Below are 19,404 nucleotides of genomic sequence, written 5' to 3'. Positions count from 1 at the left end.
TCAACACGTGGATAACAACTTACGAAAGTAGAACACATGATTGACCAGACCCCATGGTTCGTATCCTCCCCCAACGCACAACACAGCTCCGAAGTCGCACGCGTGATGGCCTATGCCGGAACCGGAGGCAAGGAAGGCATTTCAGCTCCCGGAGATTTGAAGGTCACCGCGCAAAGCGTCCCCAACGGGACCGTCCGTGTTGCTCCGGGTGGAGGCGTGATGCTGTCCCGCTATGCCGGTGGGACATCCCAGAGCTACGTAGGCCGCAACGCAACGACCACCAACGTGGCCATTGCCCCGACCACGTCCGCTGGAAAGCGCTCGGATCTGGTGGTGCTCCGCGTCTTGGACCCAGCGTTCGAAGGCCAACCGCCCAGCGATCCAACCAACTTCGACTACACCCGATTGACCGTCATCCAAGGTGTAGCGGCAAACACCACAGATGCCGCCAAGCTCAACCTCAGCTACCCCGCCATTGCACTGGCACGCATCGACATCCCGGCATCAACCGGAGCCATTACACAGGCCATGATCAAGGACGTTCGACGCGTGGCAAACCCCCGCGAAGAGTCCCACGTCATTGCAAGGCCATCGGTCATGGGCGATCAGGGGCTAACGCTCACCAGCAAATCCGCATACCCGGACGGCGAATGGATGCCGAACTTCGGCGGCGATTCCAACAACGGTGTACACACCTTGCACGTGCCATCGTGGGCAACCCAGTTGGAAATCAGGGCCGAGTGGCTGGGAGTTCGATACAACAACAAGGCTGGCTACGGATACTACTGGGTCACGTTTGGACCCGATGCCACTTCGGCCAACCCCTCCGGAAAGACACAAGCCTTCTCTTGGGATGCCGACGAAAGCGCGAGCATCTACCGCTCCAACTGGATTCTCCACGACCAGAACGGAATCCCGGCCTCGTGGCGCGGAACGGACATCAACTTTGTCCTCCGCGCCAATCGAAGGAACACCAACGCACAGGCCGGAACCGTCTCCCTCGACGGCCTTTCCGGAATCACCCTGTCAGTCCGGTTCCTCGAAACCTCGGATGACTAACAACCAAACACCAAACCCGACAAGGGCCGCTGACCGTCAAAAGTCAGCGGCCCACCCTATTTAAAGGAGAACACCCATGACATGGCGGTATATCGCCCAGTCCGTTCCCAGCGGCGAATTCATAGATCTTGACCTCCCCCTTACCAACGTCTCGGTGACCAAAGCGATTTCCGGTCCCGGCTCCATCACGGGAACCATCCCCATCGAATATGCGGCTCTCCGTAAATCGAACGGCCAGCTTGCCCTACGCGAGTGGGGAACGATGATCCACATCGAAGAGGACGGAGTGATCCTCCAGTCCGCAATCGTGGATCAACTTGAAATCGACGGAGACCAACTAACCCTCCAAGCCGGTGGGTTCAGCATGATGCCGAACGCTACGCCGTGGCTCGGGAACACCAAGAACTACATCAACGCCGACCCGCTGGATATTCTCCGTGACATCTGGGACCACATCCAATCCCAGCCAAACGGGGATCTCGGCATGACCCTTGATCCACTGAAGTCCCCAGCCCGAGTGGGAATCCCGGAGGCGAAGAACCTCACCGCCGCCAAGGGCTTCGAGGCCAAAGCCAAGTTGCTCTACGAGAACGAGGTCAAACGGTCAGAGGCATATGCCAAGGACGTTGAGACCGCAAAGAAGGCAGTCTTCTACACGGCCAACGTCACCCCCGTGGGCCAGATCTACGTTGCCAAATCGGCTCCGTCCGGAGACAAGAAGGCACGCGGCAACATCTGGATCGACTCCGACAGCAACAACGCACCGTACACGGTCATTGGCTCCACATGGGAACCACCCAAGGTCTTCGAATCCGAGATCCAGACGCTGGCCACCCGGATCAATACCTATGTTCTTGCCACCAAACAACTGGCTGACCACAAGCAAGTGTTGGCGAACGCCAAGGAGAACCTGTCCAAGGCCACCGAGAAACGCAAGGAACTCTCGGACGGCGAAGCGAAGCCAATCAGGCTGGCTTGGTGGGAAACGGACAACCTCCAGACGGTCATCAACGATCTCGTGGACAGTGCCCCGTTCGAGTACGCCGAACGCTCCCACTGGGACGGCGAAGAGATCAAATACCACCTTGACCTCGGCTACCCAGCCATTGGTTCCCGCAAGGAAAACGCGCGCTTCGAAATCGGAGTAAACGTCTCAACGACCCCCAGGATTTCGCTGGATGACTACGCCTCGGAAGTGCTCATGTTCGGAGCCGGCGAGGGATCAGCCCGAGTCCGAGGACACCTGACAACACCCACTGACCGACTCCGAAGAGTCGCAGTCAAGACCGATCAATCCATCACCAGCACCGCACGCGCAGAGACCGTTGCACGGCCCTTGCTCAAGGAACTCAACGGTGATCGAAGCATCGATTCACTGACGATCATTGACCATCCACTGGCCCCTCTCGGCACCTTCCAACCCGGCGATCAGATCCGGGTCATCGGTGATGCCGGATGGGGAGACCTAGATATGTGGGTCCGAATCCTCGAACTCACCAGCACTCCCGACAACAATTCCATCTCCCTGAAAGTGGTGACAATATGACCCGCGACAACAACCGCTCCACCGAGTGGATCGCCAAGAAAATCAACGAGCAGGACCAACGACTTAAGAGCCTTGAAATCAAGCCGAAGCTAGCCCACTCATCCATCGATGACGGCTCCTTGGTCATCATGGACGCTGACGGAATCGTGTCGGCCATCATCGGCAAACAGGAAGACGGAACCTTCGTTGCCGCCTCGGTGAATGGTCCGACTCCCCCAACCCCATCGGCACCCAATGTGACTGCCTCCACCGGCAACATCACCGTCTCGTGGAACGGTGGTTTCGAAGATGAAGAAGACGCCACCCCAATGGACTTTGCACATGTTGAAGTACACATGTCAGTTGACGAGGATTTCGAACCGGATCTTGAAACGCTTGCCGGTGTCATCACCTCCAAATCAGGTGGCTCGAAGGTCACGTCCCCCGAGTACGGTGAATGGTTCATTTGCCTCGTGGCAAAGTCCCAGTCCGACAAGGCTTCCGATCCCTCGGCGGTCGTTGCCACGGTCCTCCGACCACTCGTTGATGAACCGGACATTGCCGGGGCCATCGATGAGATCTACGAGAAGGTGGCCGAGGAAGCAACCAAGGCACAGGCCTCAGCCGATGGTAAGAACTCCATTTGGCATATGGGAACAGCACCAGTCAACGACCCCCTGAAGCCACACAAGGTTGGGGACATCTGGTTCGACACAGCCAACGGAAACCGAATCAACAAGTGGGACGGAACTTCATGGGTCTCAGCCACCATCGGCATCGAGGGTCTTGGTTCGGATGTCACCACGGCCATCGAGAACGCGAAGACCAAGGCCGAACAGGCTCAAGCCGCCGCAGATCAAGTCACTTCGGATCTGGCTTTGGCCGAGTCGGACTTCGCAACCCAAATTCTGGCAACCAACAACTCCGTTGTCACCGCCAAGCAGGAATCCGCCACCGATGCACAGGCCAAGGCAACCCAAGCCAAGGCAGAAGCTGTTGCCGCCGCCAAGATAGCAACTGATCTAGCCGCCGCTGGAGCCAAACAAGAGGCCATCGACGCGGCAAAGATCGATGCCCAGACCAAGGCCACTGCCGCACAGAATGCCGCCATTGCTTCCGCTCAAGCTGATGCTACGGCGAAGGCTGAAGCCGCGAAGACAGCGGCAATCAACTCTGCCGCCCAAGATGCACAGGCCAAGGCCGATGCCGTAAAGGCTATTGCCGATGCCGCCAACCAAGCCGCCGCCGATGCCGCTGGTATCGCCAACGGCAAGGGCAAGGTTCTTGTCCAAAGCACCGCTCCGGGTCTGGCCGACCGCAACACCAACACGCTCTGGATCGACACCACAGGCGGGGCCAACACCCCGAAGAAGTGGACAACCGGAACCACGTGGATTGCCGTCACCGACAAAGCCACTACGGATGCCGCCACAGCCGCCGCTACGGCAAAGTCAGCCGCTGATGCCGCCGATGCCAAGGCCGTTACGGCACAGACCGCCGCTGGCACAGCCCAGACCACGGCCAACAGTGCCCTGACTATGGCCGGTAGCAAGACCAACGTCTTCTACAGCACCAACCCGGCAACTGGGACAGGTACACGCGTTGATGACATCTGGCGACAGCGCAACGCCCAAGACGAGATCATTGCCGAATGGCGCTGGGTTGGTGGAGCCACCGGCTGGCAAAAGATCACCCTCACATCCGGTGTCTTCTCCAACCTTGACGCTGGTCTCTTGACTGCCGGGACCATTCAAGCGGATCGAATCGGTGCCCAATCCATCACGGCCAACAAGATCCTTGCCAAGTCGATCACGGCCAACGAGATCAAGGCCGGTGCCATCACCTCGGCTTCCGGTGTCTTCGGAACCGTGGACGCTTCCGTTCTCAACGCGGGAACCATCAGCGCCGACCGACTCAACGCCAACGACATCAGAGCCAAGTTCCTCAACGCAGGGAAGATCACGGCCACGGACATCGTAGCCGGGACCATCACCGCCGAATCGGGAATCATCGGCTCCGTTGACCTTGGGACGGCCACCGTTGGAAAGCTCAACGGCAAGTACATCGAAGCCAAGACCATCTCCGTTGACCACCTTCTGGTTGGTTCCTTCGACAACCTAGTTCCAGACCCGATGTTCTCAAACAAGCTCGGTGACTGGCCAATGGGTGGGATTCACTCCGTAGACCCTACGGGTGGCCGTGACGGGAAGACCGCATACAAGCAGATCACCAACGCAACTCAGGCAGGTATGTATGCTAACCAACTACAACAAACCAATCCGGGGCAGTCATACAAACTCTCCGTTTGGGTGAAATCCTCGGTGGCATTGCCCATCAACAGTATTGGTCTTTATGCACGAAGTCTTCAAGCCAACGGGACAGCGGTCATTGGTGCGGATAACGCAACTTTCAATCACCCGGCGATCTCGGCCAACGTGTGGACTGAAGTGAAAGGCACTGTACCAACAAGGGCTGGAGCTGTTTGGGTTACTTTCGGTGTCTACACCCAAAGCAATACCCCGAACGGGGCAACTGTCCTGTTTGATTCGTTCTACGCGTCCAAGGCCGTGGATGCTTCCCTGATCGTGGACGGTGCCCTTGATGCCAAGATCATTACAGGTGCAACCATCACAGGTGGAACCATCAACGGTGCCGCATTCAACTACACCGGAACAGGGGCAGGTACCGGGTACGACGTTTCAATCAACCGGGACTCCGCTGGCTCGTTGATCAGCTTCACAACTCCGCTATCCACGACGGTGGGTTCTATCCGCGCAACGGATGAAGGCGGTTTGATTCTTCGAACCCCGGCCACTGCCGCATATCCGCTCAGAGGTTACCTCCGAATGGAAGGCAACGTCAGCTCAGGTGCAGGAATCATCAACAGCAACTGCGACATCTTCATGGAAGGTAAGGCTCCTACCCTGACTCTGGCATCTACGAATGCCAATATCACGGTGGGTACCGCTGGATCGATTACGGGCATGGGTGCGCTCACCATAGAGTCAACCAACACCATGTACCTAAAGGGCATGAACGGGGCTGACTTCTCGCTAGGGTATGACAGCTCCGCTCGACTATTCTCGATGGGCATCTACGACCGTACCTATACCAACGCGGCCAACATGTACATCACCAGCGCCGGAACCATTGGACGCTCCACGTCCTCTATCCGGAACAAGCTCGTGGTTGAAACTCTTCCGGGCACCATGGATGACAAGATCCTTTCGCTTCGTTCCGTGTCTTGGTTCGACAAGACCGAGTCCGAGAAGGTGGCCGAATACTACCGCCGCATAGCGGAGAACGACTTCCCGGTGGATGAGGATGGCAACGTCCAATTCCTTGAGACACCTAATGAACTCAGGCGTATCCCCGGAATGATTGCCGAGGAAGTCCTAGCGGCTGGTCTTGGTGAGTTTGTCCACTACGGCGAAAACGGCAAGGTAGAAGGTTTGATGTATGACCGTCTTGGTGTCGCATTGATTCCGGTGGTTGCACGCCAACGAGACCGAATCGATGAGCTTGGATCTTCCGTTCAAGACCTCACCACCCGGTTGGCAAATCTGGAAGCACGCTTCCCACCCGAAGCCTGATCCATGAATCAACACCTCCACAAATAACTGAACATACCGATCCACAAGGACGGGACTGAATCACTTCGATTCGGTCCCGTCCTTCCAAATTTAAGGAGTAGCACATGGCTACATCACAGAATGGTTGGCCCGTACTATCCGGCTCCAGCGCATTCCTCCAGAACTTCGAACCAATCACCGGCAAGCTCCGAGGCGGGGATGTCAACACCATCTTCACGTGGCTTGCCACGGAATACGAAAAACGCGTTGAGCCGATCACCAAGACCCACTCATGGGGATTCGCACCCCGACCAATCCGAGGTGGAACAACCCCGTCCAACCACGCCTCCGGAACCGCCGTGGACTTCAACGCACCGAAGCACCCACTGGGGGTCTCCCCCGCCAAGACCATGACCAAGGAACAGATTGCCGCTTGCAAGGCAATCGCCAAGGAATCCGCTGGAGTCCTTCGCTGGGGTGGAACGTACCTACTCCGCAAGGACACGATGCACTGGGAACTCAACGCCTCAGCCGCCAAGGTTTCAGCCTTTGCGGACAAGATCCGAGAAGGTCAGGTCAAGCCGAAACCTTCAAAGCCGGAAAAAGTTGTCATCAAGTCCAACCTGACCGCCGAGGTGAAGGCCAAGCTCAAGAAGATGGGCTTCGCAAAACAGGATGCCAACGCGGTTCGCACCTTCCAGAAGCAACACGGCCTCTTCGAGGACGGCAGTTGGGGAACCAAGACCGAAGCAAAGTACCAGACCAACATCAAGCTCCAGAAGGCGCTCAACAAGCTGAAGAGCACCACGGCCAAGCTGGCCGTTGACGGTTACATCGGCAAGCCCTCCGAAGCACGCATTGCCGATATCCTCCACCGCAACGGATGGAAGCGCCCGGATCTCGCTGCAAGCCTCAAGAAGATCGGAGCTTGGTGATGGCCGAATTCCTCATCTTTCTCGGTGTCCTAGTAACTGCCGCCTTTGCCGGTGGTGGTCTTCCCCGGATTATCACCGCAGTTAGTGACCACAAGAACCGCAAACAGATTGCCGAAGACAACAGCACCATCAAGGTTGTCAACCTTTTGGAAGCTCGACTTACCGCAAGCGAAAACAGAATCTCGTTGCTCGAAGACTTGGTCACGGATAGCCACGCCTACATCGGGGAACTAATCGAACTTCTCCGAGCCAACGCCATCCCAGTCCCCGAGCGTAGAAAGCCGAGGCAGGAACCTAGGCACTCGGCACAACCAACCAATGAACCTCAAGAGTTCACCGACTAGAAAGACACCGCAATGAACGAACTATTCAACAAGCTCAAGGAGCCTAAGACCCGCAAGTGGATCTACGGCATTGCCACAGCGGCCATCCCGCTCCTTATCGGCTACGGAGCACTTACCGCCGCAACCGGAGGTCTCTGGTTGGTGCTCGTGGGAGCCATTCTCGGGGTTGGCACCAACTCCCTCGCTTCTGCCAACACCAAGCCGGAAGCGCAGCCGTTGGAGGAATCCCCGGAATCGGATCAGGAAGAGCTAGGCCCCTAAACGCATATCAACATCTGGATGTACCCTTGATGTATGAGCAAATCACTTGACCAGATTTCCAAGCAGATCAAGAAGCTACTCAAGGCCGAGCGCGACTCTTCCGGAATGCCTTCCGTGGATAATCTCAAGGCCATTGCCAAGCTGATCGTAGAGGCTCGCCAAGACCACTTCACCAACAAAGTTGGAGACCCCGACCTCAAGGGGCAGTCATGGGCCTACCGACAATGGGCCAAGGAGGCATTCCTTGATGGCGAAGATAGCTCATTGGCTGCTCGCGTTCGATTCCACACAGGAAACGCGCTCCGTGAGATTGTTCCAGCAGAACAATTGAAGGAAGCCGGACTACTCCCTTCCTCCCCCAAGGAGCGCTCAAAAAAGGTCAACAATTCCATTGCCAACCTGAACCACATCATCAACGGCGGCGGCAAGCTCAGTCCGGATGAACTTCCACAGGCGCTGGAGATCCTTGCGAAACTCAGCAAGCGGATTCCGGACAAAAACAGAGATGACCTGAAAGCAATCTTCAAGTAGGACCACGAAAGACCCTCGACTACTCGGGGGTCTTTCCCTTTGCCCAGAATATTTTCTGCATATGGTTGTTGTTACCGTGGTAAAATATTATAAGCATCATTCAACATGCACATGTTTACAAACGAAGGAATTACAGTGACCAATATTCTAGACACCCTATTCAACTCATACATAGCCGTCCCGACCCTCACCGAGGAAGTGGAGCGCAACCTAATTTCCGAAGCCCTAGAAGGCAACGAGACAGCCATCGAGACGCTTCTATTTACCTATGCACCAGTCCTAAAGTCCGCCATCAAGAAAGCTCCATGGAGCGCCGACAAGGAAGACGTTCAGTCAGCCGTCCTCTTGGGATTCCTGGAAGCACTCAAAGCCTTTGACCCGAGCAAGCACAAACGCCTCGCCGGTGTCATCAAGAAACTCGTGCTGGCCGAAACTAGCAAGATCGGTCAGGATGCCATGGGATTCCACGTCCCGGAACGCACCCTATCCCGATTCTTCAACCTGCTTCGCCAAGCTGATGGCAACATCTACTACGCACTTTCATTGGCTCCGGAACAGTCCATGAGCGCCGAAGTCTTCATATCGATACTCACAGCACTTCGGCAGATCGGCTCCATTGATAAGGCACTTTCCGATGGTGACGTTGAAGCCGCATGGAAACTCGTTGACGGTCCACTCGTGGCAACCGAACCAATCGCCGAAACCGACCTCGAACTCATCCGGATCATCTTTGAAGATCGAGGCGACAACTTGGACTTCACGGAGCGCGAGCTGAAGGTGGTGCACACGGCATACGGCTTCCTCGACTACGACGACCAAGTGAAGCCTGATGCCGAAGTTGGCGAGATCCTAGATCTAACCCGTAGCACCGTTCAACGAACCCGAACCTCGGCACTCATCAAGGCCCGAAACCGCTTGGGACTCGCCGCCTAGAAGCATGAATCAACACACGCACATGAGATGAGGTTCGAGTCATGGGCCCTCTCGCCAAGCGGCGGGAGGGCTTTTTTGCTGAAGTGCACTAGCGGCGAAAACTTACTTGTGGACACTCCCGTGGTTGCGGACTCGCACCTCAAGCGGCGACCATAGCAAAGAATTAGACACGCCGAGGGGTGCGACACGCCAAAATAATTAACTGTGGGTTGTCCCTCCACAGGGTGTGGACATAGCGGGTCTTTTGCTGGAATCACGGGGTTAAAGTGGGTCAACTTATCCACAGTGCATGTGGAGTGCGGCTGACCGGAATGACAAACGTGTAATACATCATCTGGGGGTATAACCCCTCCGGCCCCACTAGATGTAGTATTGAATTAGAAATCAAGTTCGAACAAATCTAGCCCCACGGCTAGACCGTTGGGGCTGAGATTCGGTATTGAGTTGATTCCATGCGACCGGAATTTATCTAGCCTAGTATTTGGTAGGCACGATCACCAACTTTTATGTCGAGTCCCACCTTCCGACAGGTTCCGATTTCTGAACACGAGTCGAAGGACGACAAACATGGCCCAGAAGCCACTTAAGCCGGGGCAGACAGCACCCGCATCAGGACAGTACGGAATCCGTGGAGCACGCGGGGCAGACACGGGGATTGAACGCACCGTCCCCAAGGGGACTAAGCTACCTCCCACGCCGAAGGCCGGGCAAACATATGTGATGAATGACCGGACGGCCAACAAGTCTGGACGTGGTGTCTGAACATGAGCACGGCATCCAACGCCTCACGAGGCGGTTTCAGGGCTACCCCACCCGCAATCCTGCATCAGATTGAAGATCTTGGCACAGGTTCGACTTTTCAGATCGGATACCGGCGCGTCTTTACCAAGGATCAGTTGGAGCAAGGATTCCTTGCCCATGCAGGGGTAACTGTCGTAAACGGTGCGGTCACCTACGAGGAGTCATTCCTGCCCGCACCCCGCAAAAGGTGGGCACGATGGAACGTCAATGGGAGGCTGAAGGTCCGAAAGGACTTGCCCAAGCGAACCGTCTCATGGTCAATCACTTCGCCGAACTTCGGTGATGGTGCGAGGAACGGCTATTCGACCCAGACTCGCTCAGCTCTCGCATTCCGACGCGAATTGCTCCACGGGCGGGGGTACCAGATCCTTGTGTCCCACGACGAGCAGTCCAAGGATTCCTTCATCTTCACCTTCGTGGTTGATGCTGTCTTCCCGTCAGGCGTTGAGGATCACGACATTGACCTGCTGATGGCTGTGTCCCTGATCGGCGAAACGGTCGGATACCCGCAGGTAATCACCGCGACGCAGACCGCTGCCGAATGGGCGGCAACACAGGCGGTCGCGTGGGAAATCCTGCCAGTGGACCATGACGGACCGCTTCCCGAATTCGACGTGGTAGCTCAGCGCTCGAAGCTCCGTACCGGACGAGAACTGCCGGATACGTATCGTGAGCGATACGAAACGATGAAGAATCTTGCGCCGAGGGAGATCTACGAAGGAACTTCCGGGTTCAGCCGTTATATGGCTTTCGTTTTCGATGAAGCCGTTGTGCTGGAGAACTTCACCTACGGCAATGCTGCATACGTGATGTTCGATGATTGGAAAACCCTCAGCCAGCGAACCCGCCCCGACCTGCTGTCCGACCCAACGGCGAACTTCATTCGCATCATCCACAAGAACGGGTGGGCGAAACGTGTTGCTGCTGAAGTCAAGGCAAAGGTTGACTAGCTCCTAAGTACCGCTTGGTGCCGGTCGAACGCGCGCATTGGTTCGGCGTTCGGGCTAAACCAACCGTTCTCCCGTGCCACAAACGCCCCCAGCCGTTTCAACGGCTGGGGGCGTTCAAGCTAGTCACTGGGCTAGTCAAGGTATCTGGTAGAGTAGTTCCTAGTCACTTCATTGTGACGCACGAAAGTCGCACATGATTCGAGCATGTACGACTGAGTGCTTGTGTTAAGTTACCAACTTTTCAACATCGCTAGAGGTTTAGAAGTTATTACAACAATAACGTACACCCGGTACATTTCTCAAGTTACGCATAATTCACAACCGTAGAAATCTACCGGGGTACAAAAGTTGATCGGTAGAACACGGGCACTCAATTCCATGAAACACCACGTTATTGAGGAGTACCGAATGATTCACACTGTCAGCACACTACGCCCAAATAGCCGTTGTAACGGTCGCCGTATTTACACGGATGAATCAATCCCACCAAAACATGGTGATCGCCGAATTGGACGCGATGAATCATTTGGCAGGAATTGCTACGAATATTTCGATGCCGCTATCAATGCTTGGATTCCACACCCGTGACCTTTTGATCGGCAGATCCAATTAGGGTGAAACCCCGCTTACCCGACGATAGGCGGGGTTTCACCGCATATACATAACTCGTTATTTCAAATCATGACCCAGCCGGGCACGTCCCCGCGCTCATCGCGCCGGACCCGCCGCGCCAGGTTGCCGGTGCAGGCGGTTACCCACAATCCGACGCCGAACATCAAGTAGCCGATCCTGTGTGCGATTCTCATGACGGTTCCTCCGTGGTTTTGACCCGGTGTGGAGCCCCTTCGCCCGGGGTCGGGACTGCGGCGAAGAGGCATGCGGACTTGCGGACAACAGTGGTGCCCGGGTGCAGCCCCGGGCGGTCTTTCGGGAGCGATTCGGTGGCGGGATCCCCCGGCCGGCGCATCGGTGGCTCGCGCATCAGTAGCTCATGTCGATCAGCGACAGGCCCGGGTACACCGCAAAGACGATGGTCAGCGGGAGGATGCCGAAGACGATTGGCACCATCATGCCGATCTCCTTCTTGCCCGCGGTTTCCATCAGCTCGCGCTTGGCCGCGTCGCGCACGTCCTGCGCCTGGGCGCGCATGACCTGGGCGATCGGCGTGCCGCGTTCGCTGGCGACGGTGATCGCGTCGACGAAGCGGGTCATGGCGGTGAGCTGGATGCGGTCGGACATCGCGGCGAGCGCGGCCACCAGCGTCGAGCCGGAGCGGACATCGGCGAGCGCCATCGAGAACTCGTCGCTGAGCGCCCCCTTGGAGGTGCGGGCCACGCGCTCGATGGAGCCGATGGTGCTCTCCCCCGCGCCGACGGCGAGCGCCATCAGCTCGGCGATCGTCGGGAACTGGTTCAGGATGCGCTTGCTGCGCCGGGCGATCTGCTCGCCCAGCCACCAGTCGCGCAGCAGGTATCCGGAGAGGCCGCAGAAGACCAGCACCACCAGCGCCAGCATCGGGTTGAAGGACCCGCTGGCAAGGTTCAGGCCGAGGTACCCGGCGCCGGCCAGCACCAGCCCCGCGGACCAGAACAGCTGCTGGGCGCGGAAATCCAGCACGCCGATCGGCAGGCCGGCGCGGGCCAGCCGCCGGGCGAGCGCGTCGTTGCCGGGGTTCAGCCGATGGGTGAAGCGGGCGAGGTCGGCGAGCGCCGGGCCCAGGATGCGGCCCAGCGGCCCGAACGGGGTTTGCGCCGCGAGCGGCTCGCCGAAGATGCGGGAGCTGGTGCGCCCGGTGCGCAGGTGCGGGGCCATGCGGTCGGCGAAGCTGATCGGGCGCATGGCCGGCAGCCTGACCAGCACCAGCCAGAGGCCGCTGCCCAGGCAGAGCCCCAGGACCAGCGCGAGGATCGTCGTGGGGCTCATGCGAAGACCCGTTCCTCGGCAGGAAGCCGCCCGATGCGCATCATCGCCCGGTAGCAGACGAAGGACACGCCCAGGCCGGTGAGCAGCACCAGCATGCCGGTCACGGTGGAGTAGGCGGCGACGGCCGCGGGCTGGCCTGCCAGCAGCAACAGGATGACCCAGGGGGCCGCGACGGCCAGCCGCGCCGCGGAGACGGTCCAGGACTGCCGCGCCTCCAGCTCGCCCCGGGCGCGGGCCGAATCCCGCAGGAAGGAGCTGAGCGTGCCGAGCATCTCGCCCAGGTCGGTGCCGCCGACCTCCCGGGTGATGCGCAGCGCCGCGACGATCTTGTCCGCCACCGGGTCCGCGAGGCGGTCCGCAAGCCGGTTCAGCGACTCCTCGAAGCGGGCCGTGGCCCGGTAGTCGAGCCCGAAGTCGATGAAGGCGGGGCGCAGCGCCTCCGGCCCCTGCTTGCCGAGCTGGGTGAGCGCCTCGGGCAGCGAGAGCCCCGCGCGGATGGCCGAGCGCAGGTGGTCGACGACGTCGGGCCACTGTTCGCGCAGCGCGGCGCGGCGCTTTCCTGCCTGCCGGTGCACGATGGCCCACGGCGCGAAGGCCCCGAACCCGGTGAACGTCAGCGCGATCATGAACGCGCCGGTGAGCACCAGGACCGTGAGCCCGACGACCACGGCGCTGGTGATCGACGCGGAGATGAAGCCGGCCCGGGTGACCTTGTCCATCCCCGCGTGCAGCAGCAGGGTGTCGATCCTCGAGGGCCGCGCGTCCCGGGCGCGGGGCCTGGCGGGGGTGAAGGAGCGGAAGACGAGCAGCAGCCCGAATCCCAGGGTCAGTCCCAGCAGCAGGCTCATGCCACGGCCCGCCCGAGTTCGGCCACGTCGATCCCGGCGTCGAGCAGCTTCTGGTGGGCCAGGTCGGCGGCCGGCTGCAATTGCAGCACCCCGTCGACGGCCTCGAAGAGCGTCGTCGTCTCGATGGCGCCGTTCTCCACCCGGCGGCCCAGGCCCAGGATCTCCCCCACGTAGCGCCGCCCGGAGGCATCGCGCCGGCAATGCACCACCAGGTCGATGCACGCCGCGACCGTGGGCACCACGAACGCGGAAGAGATGTTCTCCCCGGCCAGCAGCGGCAGCGTGCACAGCTTGGTGACGGCGTCGTGCGCGGAGTTCGCGTGGATGGTCGAGAGCCCGGGCAAACCTGAATTCAAGGCGATCAGCATGTCCAGGGACTCGGCCTGCCGCACCTCACCGACGATCAGCCGGTCCGGGCGCATGCGCAGGGCCTCCTTGACCAGCTTGCGCATGTCGATCTCGCCGGTGCCCTCCAGGTTCTGCTGCCTGGTCTGCAGCCCGACGACATCCCGCAGGTGGATCTTCAGCTCGAAGATCTCCTCGATGGTGATCACGCGCTCGCGGCTGCCGATCGAGGAGGACAGGCAGTTGAGCATCGTGGTCTTGCCGGCCTGCGTGGCGCCGGAGACCAGCACGTTCAGTCCCGCAGCGACCGCCACGTCCAGGTAGTGGGCGCCCTGCGGGGTGATGGTTCCGAGCTCCACCAGGTGCTCGAGCCGGCTGGCCTTGACGATGAACTTGCGGATGTTCACCGCCCAGTGCCTCCGGGTGATGTCGGGGATGACCACGTGCAGGCGCGAGCCGTCGGCCAGCTGGCAGTCGACGAAGGGCTGCGAGAGGTCCAGCCGGCGGCCCGAGGCCTTGAGCATGCGCTCGACCAGCGCGGGGATCTCGGTCTCGGGGATCCTGATGCTGGTCAGTTCGGAGGTGCCTCCGCGGGCCACGAAGACCTCATGCGGGCCGTTGATCCAGATCTCCTCGATCTCCGGGTCGTCCAGCAGCGGCTGCAGCGCCCCGAGCCCGGCGACGGCATCGAGCACGCGCCGCCTGGCGGCCGTCAGGTCCCCGAGCGGGGGCAGCACCCCCATGAGCGAGCGCTCGTCGTAGTCGCGGACCACGTCCTCGGCCAGCCGGCGCACGTCGCCAAGCTGCGTGGCCGGATCCAGACCGTGCCGGCGGATGAGCTCGCGCACCTCATCGACCACGATGTTTATTGCGTCCACAACTTCGCCCCCCGCTTCGTTCCGCTCAAGCCGACCCACCGAAGGTCCGGCGGAATCCGGCGTGTCGTCGAACGAATGCGCTTCGGGCCGCCTGTCTTGCCCCATGTGACGCCGGGATCCCCATATTTACGGCGAGACTACCCGCGGCCGCAGCGGCCAAACAAGGGCGCGGCGGAATCTGTTGATATCCGGCCCGGGCCGCGGGTCGCCCGTCCACAGTCCGCACCTCCCGCGCACCGGCTCCCCACCTGCACTCTTACGATTGGACCAGGAATTTTCGATGCCGCGGCGCGCCGGTGCCAGCAGCCTCGGAACCGCGCAGAAAGGCAGAAAATGGCCGATCGGCTATTCATCCGGTTGTGCTCGGGGCATCCGCAGCGGCGGGCCCTGCTGGAACTGGTGTGCGTCCGGGCGTGCAGCGGCCGGTTGCTGGCCGGGGCGCTGGGCGGGCACTGGCCGGACGCGCGCTGGTTCTGGGGGCCGGTCCCCCTGTCGGAGGTCCACCTGTTGCCGGTGTCCGGCGAAATCTTCCTGTGCGACATGCCGATGGGCGGGCCTCCGGACGGTTCGAAGGGCGGGCGGCCGGGTTGGCCAATCGACGGACCTCCGGACGGACAATCGGATGGACGAACGGACGGACGAACGGAGCGCGGCGTTCGCCGGGCGACGGCCGCCCTGGTCGTCGTGGAGGGCCCGGACCCCGGCGGCGCGCTGCCGCTGCTCCGCGGCGCGTACTCGCTGGGGCGCGGCGACGTCGACTTCCGCATCGACGATCCCCGGCTCTCGCGGCTGCACGCGGTGCTCCGGGTGTCGGAGACCTCCATCGGGATCAGCGACGAGGGCTCCGCCAACGGGCTCTGGTTCGCCGGGGCAAGGATCCGCGAGAGGCGGCTGCTGCTCGGGGAGCGGTTCACCGCAGGGGGCAGCACCCTTGCGGTGCTTGCCACCCAGGCACGCGAGACCGGGCGCGGCCCCTGGCCGCTGCGTCCCGTCGCGATCGAGGGCCGCGAGCCGCCCTCGCACCCGGGGACCGTGCTGCTGGGGGCCTTCACCCCGCTGGTGCTGGGCGCGGGACTCTACCTGATGACCGGCCGCGCTTTCTTCCTGCTCTTCTCCACGCTGTCCCTGCTCACCGGCGGCCTGCCCGCGTTTTTCATGCTCCGGGCCCGGCGGGCCTACCGGCGCGCCGCGGGGCTGGCCCGCACCAGGGACGCGGCGAGGCGCGAGGAGCTGGCGGCGCCGATCGGCTCGGTGGCCGCCGGACTGTGCCGGGCCGTGACAACGGGCGCCGACGGCTTCCCGCCGATGGTGCCGGGGCACGCGGTGCAGCGCGCCTGGATTCGTGCGGCGTCCGGGGCGGATCCGGGAGCGGCCTCGGGGGCCTCGTCGGGGGCGGATCCGGGAGCGGCCTTGGGGGCCGCGTCGGGGGCCGCGTCGGCCGCGGGAGCGCTCGCATCGCGCGGCGAACCCGCGCGCCGTTCCCCGGTGTTGGTCGCCATGTACGACGGGCTGCTCCTGGCGCTCGAGGGCAGCGACTCCCGGCGGGGCGGGCTGTTGCGGGCCGTGCTGGTGCGCTGGCTGCCGCTGCTGCACAGCGGGGCATTGCGGGTGTTTCTGGTGGGCCCGGCGGAATTCCTGCCCGCCGAGTTCCTCATGCTCCGCGGCGTTGAGGTCTGCGAGGTCGGGTCCGGCGGTGCCGGGCAGTTCACAGCCGCCGTGCCCGTGCCGACCGTCGTATTGGTCGCGCCCGGCGAGGAATACGGCCCCGCCGGAAGCGCCACCCCGGGGAACACAGCCCCGCCGAAGCCGGAGCCACGGCCCGGTTCCGCCTCGGCGCCGGGCGGCAAGTACGGTGCGCCGGTGGCCTGGGTGTACTGCGGCGGGACCCCGAAGCAGGTGCGCGCGCAGGTCACGCTCGACGGCTCGGGACTGCTGCTGCTCGACGAGGCGGCGCTCGCCCACAGCCCGTGGCTCGGGGCCGCGGCCACCTCCGAGGGCCTGCGGATCGAACCGGCCGCCCTCGGCTTCGAGACCCTGGCCCGGGCGGTCCGCCGGGTGCTGTCGACCGGAAGCGGGGACCGGCCGCGGCCACCGGCGACGGGGCTCACCCCGGGCGCCGTCCCCCTGCCGCCGGGGCCACCCCGGCGGGCCCTGGACACCGTCGTCGGCGACGCGGACGGCGGTCCGCTCCCGCTGGATTTGCTCCGCCACGGGCCGCACCTGCTGGTCGCCGGAACCACGGGATCGGGCAAATCCGAGTTGCTCCGCACATTGGTGCTTGGCCTGGCACGCGGCCACGGCCCGCATGAACTGGCCTTCATGCTGGTGGACTTCAAGGGCGGGGCGACGCTTGCCCCGCTGGCCGGGCTGCCCCACGTGCAGAACCTGGTGTCCGACCTGGACGCCGCGGGTGCCCGCCGCGTGCTGGAGCAACTCTCCTGCGAGTTGCTCCGCCGCGAACGCCTGCTGGCGGCCCACCACGCCACCGACATCGCCAGCTACCGGGAATCGCGCACCGACGCCGACCCGCTGCTGCCGGCACTGGTGGTGGTCGTCGACGAATTCCGGGTCTTCGCCACCGAGCTGCCCGGGGCGCTGGAACGGATCGTCCAGGTGGCCACCGTCGGCAGGTCGCTGGGCATCCACCTGGTACTCAGCACCCAACGCCCCGCCGGGACCCTGAACGCGCAGCTGCGCGCCAACATTTCCAGTGTCATCGCCCTGCGCACCACCGGCGAATTCGAGTCGACCGACCTGATCGGCACCGACGCGGCAGCGCACCTGGAACCCGGGGAACCGGGGTGGGCGTTCCTGCGGTTCGGCGGCGAGGCCCCGCTGAAATTCAGGGTGCACATCAACGCCTCGGCCGGCACCGGGGCAAGCCTCCGGGCCTGGGGCAGGAGCCTGCGCACCCCCCTGTGGCGGCAGGAACTCGGCGGGCCTGCAGTGAACGGACGGCAACCCGATGAACAAGGGCCCGTCGAACAGCCCTGCCCGCAGGCCCCCGGCACCGGAACCGCGAAGGCGGTCGAGCAGATCCGTCGCGTCTGGTCCGGCCAGGAACGCGCGGCAAGCCCCTTCTCCCCCGCGCTGCCGGAGGTGCTGGCGCAGCTTCCCCGGGCGGCCATGCAGTCGGTCCCCTCAGACGGCGCAGTCGCCATCGGGCTGGTCGACCGCGTGGAGTCCGCCCGCCCCGCGGCGATGCTCTTCGACATCCGCTCGTGCGGCGGGCTGGCGGTGTGCGGCCTTCCCGGGTCCGGCGCCGAAACCGTGCCGGCGCTCCTGGTCCGGGCGCTGAACCGGCTGGCCTGGACGGCTCCCTGTTTTGTGCTCGACGGCAACGGCGCGCAGCGGGAGCTCGCCGGGCATCCCGGGGTCGGCGGCTACTTCGGGCCGCAGGATTCCTGGCGCATCCAGGAGCTGCTCCTCCAGCTGGCCGATGCGGCACCCACCGACCCTTTGGTGCTGGTGGTCAGCGGGCTCGGCGGCTGGGCGCAAGCGTTGGGGCCCGGCGCCCAGGCGCTGCTCGAGGCCGCCTTGGGCGCGTTTGCGCGGACCGCGCAAACGCCGGGCCGGGCGCTGGTGCTCTGCGGGGACCGCGAACTGGCCGGTTCCCGCATCGCGTCGCTGTGTGAAACGCGCTGGTACTTTCCGCGCGGCGCCGGGCCAGAGGTCCTGATGGGCTGGCCCAAGCTCAAGCAGGTCGGCCCGTTCCCGGGGCGCGGCCTGCTGGTGGGGCCGGGCGAACCCGAGACGGGAACGGAGTTCCAGCTGCTCGATCCCTCGGCAGCGGCCGGCCATCCCCGGGGGCCGGTTCCGCCCGGCTGGCTCCGATCGGTCCCGCTGCCGGAGCTGTTGCGGCCCGCTGAGTTGGACGCGTTGCTGCCGGCGTCGGTATCGGAGTCGCGCAGGCCGACTGGAAACGGTCTGGATCATCGCCCGTCGGCGCTCCCGATCGGCGCGTGCGGACCGGACAACCGGGCATTCAAGTGGTCACCGGGGCAGTTCGGGGTGGTCATCGGGCACGAGGGCTCCGGCAAGAGCGGATTGTTCGGCCACCTGGCGGCGCGCGGCCTGCCGGGGAACCAAACGTGCCTGCGATTCGGCCTGGACGACGCGCTGCCCTCGCACCCGGGGCAGCTGAGGGAGGGGCGATTCGCGGACGCACGGGTGGGCCTCGTGCTGATTGACAGGGCCGACCTGCGAGTGCGGGAGGCTGCCCGGGCCCTGGAGATCCTGGGCGAGGCGCGGATCCAGGTGGTCTTCGGCACCGAGCCGTCGGCGCGCATCCTCATGGAGCTGGGTCTCGGCGCGGTGGTGCGCGACCAGCACAGCTTCCTGGTGCTCGATCCGCGCTCGCCTGCCGACGCCGACCCTTCCGGGTTCAGGTTCACTCCCGATGCCCGCAGCATTCCAGGCAGGGCGCTGGTCTGTGACAACGGGACGCTGCGCCAGATCCAGTGCGCGAACGCTTCATGACACCTTCGCGACCGGGCATG

Annotated in this window: 14 protein-coding genes; 10 read left to right on the top strand and 4 right to left on the bottom strand. The window is 62.5% G+C overall.

Annotation, left to right across the window (positions count from 1 at the left end; all coding sequences use genetic code 11):
• Window positions 1-36 precede the first annotated feature (36 nt).
• From ACFY5D_RS16635 to ACFY5D_RS16595, 9 genes are all read left to right on the top strand, one after another.
• Window positions 37-1,059, top strand: a complete 1,023-nt coding sequence (locus ACFY5D_RS16635) for a hypothetical protein (RefSeq protein WP_387532288.1) — start codon at window positions 37-39, stop codon at window positions 1,057-1,059.
• 76 nt (window positions 1,060-1,135) lie between these two features.
• A complete protein-coding gene (locus tag ACFY5D_RS16630) occupies window positions 1,136-2,605 on the top strand; it encodes a hypothetical protein (protein ID WP_387532286.1) in 1,470 nt (489 codons plus the stop codon).
• Entirely contained in the window at window positions 2,602-6,177 is a 3,576-nt protein-coding gene (locus ACFY5D_RS16625; protein WP_387532283.1) for a hypothetical protein, read from the top strand. Before ACFY5D_RS16630 ends, ACFY5D_RS16625 begins: the two co-directional genes overlap by 4 nt.
• Before the next feature lie 104 nt (window positions 6,178-6,281).
• A complete protein-coding gene (locus ACFY5D_RS16620) occupies window positions 6,282-7,091 on the top strand; it encodes a M15 family metallopeptidase (RefSeq protein WP_387532280.1) in 810 nt (269 codons plus the stop codon).
• The gene (locus tag ACFY5D_RS16615; RefSeq protein WP_387532278.1) at window positions 7,091-7,435 is read left to right on the top strand and encodes a hypothetical protein; all 345 of its coding nucleotides are present in this window, start codon (window positions 7,091-7,093) and stop codon (window positions 7,433-7,435) included. Before ACFY5D_RS16620 ends, ACFY5D_RS16615 begins: the two co-directional genes overlap by 1 nt.
• A gap of 12 nt (window positions 7,436-7,447) precedes the next feature.
• On the top strand, window positions 7,448-7,696 hold the full coding sequence (locus ACFY5D_RS16610) for a hypothetical protein (protein ID WP_387532275.1): 249 nt from the start codon (window positions 7,448-7,450) through the stop codon (window positions 7,694-7,696).
• A gap of 33 nt (window positions 7,697-7,729) precedes the next feature.
• On the top strand, window positions 7,730-8,227 hold the full coding sequence (locus tag ACFY5D_RS16605) for a hypothetical protein (protein WP_387532273.1): 498 nt from the start codon (window positions 7,730-7,732) through the stop codon (window positions 8,225-8,227).
• Between the two features lie 135 nt (window positions 8,228-8,362).
• The gene (locus ACFY5D_RS16600) at window positions 8,363-9,160 is read left to right on the top strand and encodes a hypothetical protein (protein WP_387532270.1); all 798 of its coding nucleotides are present in this window, start codon (window positions 8,363-8,365) and stop codon (window positions 9,158-9,160) included.
• 764 nt (window positions 9,161-9,924) lie between these two features.
• Window positions 9,925-10,911: a hypothetical protein gene (locus tag ACFY5D_RS16595; RefSeq protein WP_387532267.1), complete on the top strand. Its 987-nt coding sequence runs from the start codon at window positions 9,925-9,927 to the stop codon at window positions 10,909-10,911.
• Between the two features lie 674 nt (window positions 10,912-11,585).
• Here ACFY5D_RS16595 and ACFY5D_RS16590 read toward each other — a convergent pair.
• From ACFY5D_RS16590 to ACFY5D_RS16575, 4 genes are all read right to left on the bottom strand, one after another.
• A complete protein-coding gene (locus ACFY5D_RS16590) occupies window positions 11,586-11,717 on the bottom strand; it encodes a hypothetical protein (RefSeq protein WP_387532264.1) in 132 nt (43 codons plus the stop codon).
• A 175-nt stretch (window positions 11,718-11,892) separates the two neighbouring features.
• Window positions 11,893-12,834, bottom strand: coding sequence for a type II secretion system F family protein (locus tag ACFY5D_RS16585; RefSeq protein WP_387532261.1), 942 nt, complete (start codon window positions 12,832-12,834; stop codon window positions 11,893-11,895).
• Window positions 12,831-13,682, bottom strand: a complete 852-nt coding sequence (locus tag ACFY5D_RS16580; RefSeq protein WP_387532258.1) for a type II secretion system F family protein — start codon at window positions 13,680-13,682, stop codon at window positions 12,831-12,833. The genes ACFY5D_RS16585 and ACFY5D_RS16580 overlap by 4 nt, the downstream gene beginning before the upstream one ends.
• The gene (locus ACFY5D_RS16575; protein WP_387532256.1) at window positions 13,679-14,905 is read right to left on the bottom strand and encodes a CpaF family protein; all 1,227 of its coding nucleotides are present in this window, start codon (window positions 14,903-14,905) and stop codon (window positions 13,679-13,681) included. Before ACFY5D_RS16575 ends, ACFY5D_RS16580 begins: the two co-directional genes overlap by 4 nt.
• 333 nt (window positions 14,906-15,238) lie before the next feature.
• Between ACFY5D_RS16575 and ACFY5D_RS16570 the strand changes: the two genes are divergently transcribed.
• The gene (locus ACFY5D_RS16570; protein ID WP_387532253.1) at window positions 15,239-19,384 is read left to right on the top strand and encodes an FtsK/SpoIIIE domain-containing protein; all 4,146 of its coding nucleotides are present in this window, start codon (window positions 15,239-15,241) and stop codon (window positions 19,382-19,384) included.
• The last annotated feature ends 20 nt before the right edge of the window (window positions 19,385-19,404 follow it).

Origin of the sequence: Paeniglutamicibacter sp. NPDC012692 (assembly GCF_042901625.1) — a bacterium.
Classification (GTDB): Bacteria; Actinomycetota; Actinomycetes; order Actinomycetales; family Micrococcaceae; genus Paeniglutamicibacter.
This window is presented reverse-complemented; position numbering and strand designations above follow the sequence as displayed.

Bases quoted from the DNA above. Each gene is read 5' to 3' on its own strand.
- ACFY5D_RS16580 (WP_387532258.1), bottom strand. From the start codon at position 13,682: ATGAGCCTGCTGCTGGGACTGACCCTGGGATTCGGGCTGCTGCTCGTC.
- ACFY5D_RS16595 (WP_387532267.1), top strand. From the start codon at position 9,925: ATGAGCACGGCATCCAACGCCTCACGAGGCGGTTTCAGGGCTACCCCA.
- ACFY5D_RS16590 (WP_387532264.1), bottom strand. From the start codon at position 11,717: ATGAGAATCGCACACAGGATCGGCTACTTGATGTTCGGCGTCGGATTG.
- ACFY5D_RS16620 (WP_387532280.1), top strand. From the start codon at position 6,282: ATGGCTACATCACAGAATGGTTGGCCCGTACTATCCGGCTCCAGCGCA.
- ACFY5D_RS16585 (WP_387532261.1), bottom strand. From the start codon at position 12,834: ATGAGCCCCACGACGATCCTCGCGCTGGTCCTGGGGCTCTGCCTGGGC.
- ACFY5D_RS16610 (WP_387532275.1), top strand. From the start codon at position 7,448: ATGAACGAACTATTCAACAAGCTCAAGGAGCCTAAGACCCGCAAGTGG.
- ACFY5D_RS16630 (WP_387532286.1), top strand. From the start codon at position 1,136: ATGACATGGCGGTATATCGCCCAGTCCGTTCCCAGCGGCGAATTCATA.
- ACFY5D_RS16625 (WP_387532283.1), top strand. From the start codon at position 2,602: ATGACCCGCGACAACAACCGCTCCACCGAGTGGATCGCCAAGAAAATC.
- ACFY5D_RS16615 (WP_387532278.1), top strand. From the start codon at position 7,091: ATGGCCGAATTCCTCATCTTTCTCGGTGTCCTAGTAACTGCCGCCTTT.
- ACFY5D_RS16605 (WP_387532273.1), top strand. From the start codon at position 7,730: ATGAGCAAATCACTTGACCAGATTTCCAAGCAGATCAAGAAGCTACTC.
- ACFY5D_RS16570 (WP_387532253.1), top strand. From the start codon at position 15,239: ATGGCCGATCGGCTATTCATCCGGTTGTGCTCGGGGCATCCGCAGCGG.
- ACFY5D_RS16635 (WP_387532288.1), top strand. From the start codon at position 37: ATGATTGACCAGACCCCATGGTTCGTATCCTCCCCCAACGCACAACAC.